This is a genomic window from Rhodoferax sp. (assembly GCF_018063565.1).
GTDB lineage: Bacteria > Pseudomonadota > Gammaproteobacteria > Burkholderiales > Burkholderiaceae_C > Rhodoferax.
The window spans coordinates 1-6749 of the sequence record NZ_JAGPBB010000130.1; the positions used below are offsets into that span (position 1 = coordinate 1).

The 6749-nt window shown below is 61.2% G+C and carries 7 protein-coding genes; 5 read left to right on the forward strand and 2 right to left on the reverse strand.

Annotated elements, in window-relative coordinates; all coding sequences use genetic code 11:
* The 5 genes from KBF66_RS18110 to KBF66_RS18130 form a co-directional block, all read left to right on the forward strand.
* On the forward strand, positions 1 to 577 hold a 577-nt coding region (locus KBF66_RS18110), incomplete at its 5' end, for an SURF1 family protein (protein ID WP_296660798.1).
* Complete coding sequence (locus KBF66_RS18115; protein ID WP_296660803.1) at positions 574 to 1260, forward strand: hypothetical protein; 687 nt, start codon at positions 574 to 576, stop codon at positions 1258 to 1260. The genes KBF66_RS18110 and KBF66_RS18115, both read left to right, overlap by 4 nt.
* A 12-nt stretch (positions 1261 to 1272) precedes the next feature.
* Positions 1273 to 2469: a COX15/CtaA family protein gene (locus KBF66_RS18120; RefSeq protein WP_296660805.1), complete on the forward strand. Its 1197-nt coding sequence runs from the start codon at positions 1273 to 1275 to the stop codon at positions 2467 to 2469.
* The gene (cyoE, locus tag KBF66_RS18125; RefSeq protein WP_296660808.1) at positions 2466 to 3359 is read left to right on the forward strand and encodes a heme o synthase; all 894 of its coding nucleotides are present in this window, start codon (positions 2466 to 2468) and stop codon (positions 3357 to 3359) included. The genes KBF66_RS18120 and cyoE overlap by 4 nt, the downstream gene beginning before the upstream one ends.
* 31 nt (positions 3360 to 3390) lie before the next feature.
* Positions 3391 to 4002 (forward strand): SCO family protein, encoded by a 612-nt coding sequence (locus tag KBF66_RS18130; protein WP_296660810.1) that lies wholly within the window; start codon positions 3391 to 3393, stop codon positions 4000 to 4002.
* Positions 4003 to 4045: 43 nt separating this feature from the next.
* On the opposite strand, the gene KBF66_RS18135 is transcribed toward KBF66_RS18130, so the two are convergent.
* Both KBF66_RS18135 and KBF66_RS18140 read right to left on the reverse strand, forming a co-directional pair.
* Positions 4046 to 4876 (reverse strand): urease accessory protein UreD, encoded by an 831-nt coding sequence (locus KBF66_RS18135; RefSeq protein ID WP_296660812.1) that lies wholly within the window; start codon positions 4874 to 4876, stop codon positions 4046 to 4048.
* 241 nt (positions 4877 to 5117) lie between these two features.
* Positions 5118 to 6749, reverse strand: a 1632-nt coding sequence (locus tag KBF66_RS18140; protein WP_296660815.1) for a phosphate acyltransferase, incomplete at its 5' end; no start/stop codon positions are given.

Sequence of the window (6749 nt, forward strand, 5' to 3'; positions counted from 1 at the left end):
CAACCAACTTGGCGCTTTGCCGGTGGGTGGCACGCTGATGGATGCGCAGGCGCTGCGCGGCGCGCCCATCGAGGTGAACGGTGAGTTTGAGGCGCAGTACCAGATCTTTCTGGACAATCGTCAGCACAACGGCCAGCCCGGAGTGCAGGTGATCACGCCGCTCAGGCTCGAGGGCAGCAGCACCCGCATTCTGGTCAACCGGGGCTGGGTGGCCTGGCCGCACGGTCTGCGTGGTGTGTTGCCGGTGGTGGCCACGCCCAGCGGCGCGCAACGCCTCACCGGCCTCGCGTTTGTGCCGTCGACCAAGAAGTTTTTACTCATGCCAGACCACCCCGAGGCCAGCAACCTGTGGTCGCGCCTGGACATGGAACGTATTTCCGACTTGCTCAAGGCACCGCTACAGCCGGTGGTGTTGCAACAAACCAGTGCGTCTGCCGATGGCTTGGTGCGCCAATGGGAGCCGCCCGAGGACCGGGTGGCGATGCACCGGGGCTACGCGTTTCAGTGGTTTGGCATGGCGGTTGCGCTGCTTGTTTTTTATGGGGTTGCGAGCCTGCGCCGCCCAAAACTGCCATGAACCAACTGCCGCGCGACGAGCCGCTTGATCTGACCGTGGTGTCGCTGCCCAGCCCAGCCGATGCGTTGGCGCCCGAGGTGGCACGCAGCCGCCTGAAGCTGCTGGCCATTGTGCTGGTGTGTTCGTTGCCGGTCATTCTGACCTATTTGACCTTTTATGTCGTCCGACCGCAAGGTCAGGCAACATTGGGTGAGTTGATCGCCCCGACGCAAGCGGTACCTGCTGGCGCAGTGGCGGCCCGTCTTGACGGCACCACGTTGCCGCTGGCCAGTCTGAAAGATCAATGGTTGCTGGTCAAGGTCGATGGTGGGGCGTGTGTGGGCGACTGCCAGAAACAGTTGTTGCTGATGCGCCAGTTTCGACTGATGTTGGGCAAGGACATGACGCGGGTGGACTGGGTCTGGCTGGTCAATGACGCGGCACCTGTGAATGCCACACTGGCCGCCCACCTGCAAAAAGACCAGGCCTTCGTGGCACGGGTGGACGCGTCCTTGTTGCAAGCCTGGCTGCCGTTGCCTGCTGGCAAAAAGCTGCAAGACTACATTTTTGTGATTGATCCGATGGGCAATGCCATGATGCGCCTGCCCGCCGTTTTTGACAGTGCCGGGGCCAGACAGGCCAAACGCGACCTGGAGCATTTGCTGCGCGCGTCGGTGGCCTGGGATGCACCCGGGCGCAACTAGGCCAGGTTGACCATGTCCAGCCCACTTGCCGAAGTTGCCGCCTACAACCTGTCGCCATTGACAAGCCTTTTAGCCATTGGCGCCATATTGGCTGTTGGTCCGGCGCTATGGGTTTGGTGGCGAAACCGGCACGGCACAGTGGCACAGCAGCGTCAGGCGCTGCGTGTGTTCACCCTGTTTTTGACATTTGACCTGGTGATCTTTGGTGCCTTTACGCGCCTGACCGACTCCGGCCTGGGCTGCCCCGACTGGCCGGGTTGCTACGGCAACCACAGCCCTCTGGGTGCAAGTGCACACATCAACGCCGCGCAAAGTGTGATGCCCGATGGCCCGGTGACCCACGCCAAGGCCTGGATTGAGATGTTGCACCGCTATTTGGCGACCGGGGTCGGTGCGCTGATTGTCTGGTTAACCGTGTTGGCCTGGCGTGATTGGTTGCGCCAGCGTCGGTCCGTCAGACAAACGCCTGAGGTATTGTCTGGCAAGCCCTGGCTGGCCAGCGTCACTCTGTTCTGGGTTTGTCTGCAAGGCGCCTTTGGCGCGTTGACCGTCACGATGAAACTGTTTCCGGCCATTGTCACCCTGCATTTGCTCGGTGCGTTGGTGTTGCTGGTGCTGCTGTGTATTCCGGTGGTGCGTCACCGAAGTCAAGCGTGTGAACCCCCTGCCCTGGGGGTGGCCGTGGGGAGCCTGGTGCTGGCATGTTGGGGCTTGCTGATGCTTCAGGCGGCTTTGGGCGGATGGGTCAGCAGCAATTACGCGGTGTTGGCTTGCAGTGACTTCCCGACCTGTCAGGGACGCTGGTGGCCAGAGATGGATTTTCGGCAAGGTTTTGAGGTGTGGCGAGGCTTGGGACTCACCTCACAAGGTGAGCACATCGGTTTTGCTGCACTCACCGCCATTCATTACGTGCACCGGCTGATGGCCTATCTGGTATTGCTGCTGCTGATGCTGCTGGCCTGGCAGCTGAACCGCCAGCCTGGCTGGCGGGTGGCATCACGATGGCTGGCCGGTTTGCTGGGCTTGCAGCTGGCCACTGGATTGAGCAATGTGGTGCTGGGTTGGCCACTGTTGGCTGCACTGCTGCATACCGGTGGTGCGGCTGCGCTGGTGCTGGTACTGACCTGGGTGGCGGCAGACATGGGCTGGCGTGTGTCCATGGCACATCCGTTGGCCCATAGCGCGATGCAACGCAGGACATCGGCATGAACCAGCCGGAACCCAGCGTGTCGGTCTTTTTGCAGTTCTATGCGCTGATGAAGCCGCGGGTGATCCAGCTGATTGTGTTTTGTGCGCTGATTGGCATGGTGCTGGCCGTGCCGGGCTTGCCCAGCGGGGCGCAGGTCGCGGTTGCGGTTGCCGCATGTCTGGGCATCTGGCTGGTGGCGGGTGCGGCGGCGGCGTTCAACTGCATCATCGAGAAAAGCATCGATGCCAAGATGAAACGCACCGCCTGGCGCCCCACGGCCAAAGGTGAGCTGGGTGACCGGCAAACCCTGCTGTTTTCAGCCAGTCTGTGTGCATTGGGTTCGGCATTGCTGTATTGGGTGGTCAACCCGCTGACCATGTGGCTCACCTTTGCCACCTTTATTGGCTATGCGGTGATTTACACCTTGATCCTCAAACCACTGACGCCGCAAAACATTGTGATCGGAGGTGCCTCTGGCGCCATGCCGCCGGTGTTGGGCTGGGCCGCCATGGCGGATCACGTCGGACCCGAGGCGATGATTCTGTTTTTGATCATATTTTTGTGGACGCCACCACACTTCTGGGCACTGGCACTGTACCGGGTGGAAGACTATCGCAAGTCGGGCTTGCCGATGTTGCCGGTCACGCATGGCAACGCATTTACCCGGCTGATGGTGCTGCTCTACACCTTCATTCTGCTGGCAGCTTGTCTGCTGCCCTTTGTCTACGGCATGAGTTCGTGGCTGTACCTGGTGGTGGCTGTGGTGTTGAGCCTGGGGTTCTGCCTGCACGGCTGGTGGTTGTGGCGGGATTACTCAGACCTGCTGGCGCGCAAGACCTTTCGTTTCTCGTTGATTCACCTGAGTGTGCTGTTTGCCGCTTTGCTGCTGGACCACTACCTGCTGATCTGAGCCGGGCAGTCTTGCGGTTTATGATGCAGTCATGAAAAAACGTGATGCACTAAAAGTTATAGCAAACAGCGCCCTTTGGATAAGCGCTACAGGCCTTTTTTCAGCTTGTTCCCAAGGCGGTCCCAGTTTTACCGCGATTGATGTGACCGGAGCCAACTATGCCAAGGACTTTGAGCTGACCGACCATAACGGTCAGGCGCGCACCCTGGCAGACTTCAAGGGCAAGGTGGTGATGGTGTTTTTTGGCTATACGCAGTGCCCCGATGTCTGCCCCACCTCGATGACTGAAATGGTGGCCATCAAAAAATTGCTGGGTCCAGACGGGCAACGGCTGCAAGGCCTGTTCGTGACCGTCGACCCGCAGCGCGACCAGCCCGCGATGCTCAAAGCCTATATGGAGAATTTTGACCCGAGTTTTCTGGCATTGTCGACTACACCCGAAAAAACTGCAGCATTGGCCAAAGACTTCAAGGTGTATTTCAAAAAGGTGGATGGTCCGACGCCCACCAGTTACACCATTGACCACACTGCCGGCAGCTACGTGTACGACACCACCGGCAAACTGCGGCTGTTTACCCGCTACAACACCGCGCCCGAGTTGACCGCTGCGGACATTCGTGCCCTGTTGAAGGGTGCCAGCTGATCAACCATACGACCCGACCCATGCTGTGGTCTGGCACCGGCGATCAGGTCGACCAGATCCGCGGCGCACTGACCGGCAGTTGCCAGAAGTGCGCCCGCCATACCGCCCAGACCTGACGCAGCAGTGTGAAGGTGGGCTCCACCACGGGGGCCAACACGCGCAGCACCATCACCTGAGGATTGACACAGGTGACCCCAGCCGTGCGTTGCAGGGCGCTGGCGGCGATGCAACGTTGCGCCAGTTCCAGGCCAGCCTCGCGACGTTGTCGGGCGAGTGGACTGCCGCTGGTGAAAAACAGTGACCCGATGCAGCGCTGCCCGGCCAGGCCGGTCGGGCCCTCCAGCAAACGCCGGTCCTGGGCGTCGATCCGTCCACGTTCCAGCCACACACCGGGCTGCTCGATGTGTTGCAAAAAATGCCCCTGCACAAAAGGCAAGTTGGCATGGGGCAAGCCCAACGCCGTCACGTCCCAGCCCAGCAGCTCGGCCTGGGGTGCAAGTTCGAGTGTGAGGCGGTTTTCCGCCTGACACTGGTTGTAGGCAATGGCCTCCAGCGGCAGCCATTCCAGGCGCGCCTGGTCTTGCAGGGTGATGTGCGTTTGCTGAACGGCAGGTTCGCCGGCCGAGCGATAAAACCGGGTGGCACCTGGCGTGGTCAACAGACCGTGTGCCTGTCCGTTGGCACGGATCGCCAGCTCCAGCGTGTCACCGCCGACCAGGCCCCCCGGTGGGTGCACCAGCACGTTGTGGCAAATGCCGTCGCCCTCGGGGTACAGGCTTTGCAGCACGCGCAATGGGCCATCGTGATGGTGTCGCGCAAGGGTGCGCTGATTCTCAAGGCCGTATGCAATGTGGAGCTTGGCGTGCCAGGTCATGTGAGGAGTTTAGATGGCAACGGGCAGTGTCCAAAGACAACGGCAGACCAGGTTGCATTGCGCACAGACGCTGAAATATTTAAGCAAAAGGTCAAATCTGCGCAAACTTGGCGGTGGATTGCCGTTGTCATGGAATGGTGACTTTTGCTGAATCCACAAGGAACACGCCTGATTGGCGCACGGCAGTTGCGACTCAGCTAAGGCGTTGCAAGGCCGCCCCTTTGGCGGCCTTGAGGTTTGGCTAACGCACCGCCGTTACGTCGGCCACCGCCAAGGCGGTCATGTTGACGATGCGCCTGACGGTCGCTGACGGCGTGAGGATATGCGCGGTGGCACCGGCACCCAGCAGAATCGGCCCGACCGTCACGCCATGACTGGCGGTGACCTTGAGCACGTTGAACAGGATGTTGGCGGCGTCCAGGTTCGGGCAGACCAGAATGTTGGCCGGACCTTCCAGCGTGGTGTGCAACAGCGCGGCGCGGCGGATTTCCACCGACAGCGCCGAGTCGCCACGCAATTCACCATCACACTCGATGTCCGGGTAGGCGGCCTTGAACAGGTCGCGTGCCCGGCGCACTTTTTGCGCTGAGGCGCGTTTGGACGAGCCGTAGTTCGAGTGCGACAAGAACGCCACCTTGGGCGGAATGCCAAAACGACGCACCTCGTCCGCTGCCATGCGGGCGATGCCCACCAGTTGTTCGGCGGTGGGGTCCTCGTTGACATAAGTGTCGGCCACAAACAGCGAATGTTTTTCCAGCATCAAGGCGTTCAGCGTGGCAAAACAGGGCGCGTCAGGCTTGCGGCCGAGCAGGTCGTTGACGTGCTCCAGATGCACATCAAAGCGCCCATAGACGCCGCATAGCATGGCATCGGCGTCGCCGAGTTTGACCATCAGCGCGGCAATGGTGGTGGTCGAGCGCCGCACGGCGGCCTTGGCGGCGTCAGGACTGACGCCGTGACGCCCCATGGCCAGGTGGTAAGTCTCCCAATACTGGCGAAAACGCGGGTCGGCTTCAGGGTTGACGACGTCGAAGTCCTGCCCGATCTTCAGGCGCAACCCCGCTTTGGCAATGCGCGCTTCAATCACGGCCGGGCGGCCGATCAAAATGGGGCGCGCCAAGGCACCCTCGATCACGATCTGCGCCGCACGCAGCACGCGTTCGTCTTCGCCTTCGGCATAGGCCACGCGTTTGCTGGTGGCGGGTGCCTTGCGCGCAGCGTTGAAAACCGGCTCCATCAGCAAGCCGGTGGAGTAGACAAAACGCGCCAGTTCCTGGCGGTAGGCGTCCATGTCTGCAATTGGGCGGGTGGCCACGCCAGAGCGTGCCGCTGCCTCGGCGACGGCCGGGGCAATGCGCAAAATCAGTCGTGAATCAAAGGGCTTGGGGATGATGAAGTCGACCCCAAAGGCCAGGTCTTGCCCGGCGTAGGCGTGCGCCACCTCTTCGCTGACATCGGCCTTGGCCAGTTCGGCGATCTCGCGGACACAGGCCAGCTTCATCTCGTCGGTGATCTTGGTGGCACCACAGTCCAGCGCGCCACGGAAGATGTACGGAAAGCACAGCACATTGTTGACCTGGTTCGGGTAGTCGCTGCGCCCGGTGGCGATGATGCAATCCGGGCGCACCGCCTTGGCCAGTTCGGGGCGAATCTCGGGCTCGGGGTTGGCCAGCGCCAGAATGATGGGTTGGTTGGCCATGGACTTGACCATGTCTTGCGTCACCACACCGGCAGTCGAGCAACCCAGGAAGACGTCGGCCCCCAGCATGGCATCGGCCAGGGTGCGCATCTCGGTGTCTTTGGCAAAACGTGCTTTGGAAGCATCAAAACCGCCCGGTCGACCGTTGTAGATCACACCTTTGGAATCGCAGAC

What these genes read in the sequence shown, in the direction of transcription:
- KBF66_RS18115 (WP_296660803.1), top strand. Translation starts at nt 574, where the DNA reads ATGAACCAACTGCCGCGCGACGAGCCGCTTGATCTGACCGTGGTGTCG.
- KBF66_RS18120 (WP_296660805.1), top strand. Translation starts at nt 1,273, where the DNA reads ATGTCCAGCCCACTTGCCGAAGTTGCCGCCTACAACCTGTCGCCATTG.
- cyoE (WP_296660808.1), top strand. Translation starts at nt 2,466, where the DNA reads ATGAACCAGCCGGAACCCAGCGTGTCGGTCTTTTTGCAGTTCTATGCG.
- KBF66_RS18130 (WP_296660810.1), top strand. Translation starts at nt 3,391, where the DNA reads ATGAAAAAACGTGATGCACTAAAAGTTATAGCAAACAGCGCCCTTTGG.
- KBF66_RS18135 (WP_296660812.1), bottom strand. Translation starts at nt 4,876, where the DNA reads ATGACCTGGCACGCCAAGCTCCACATTGCATACGGCCTTGAGAATCAG.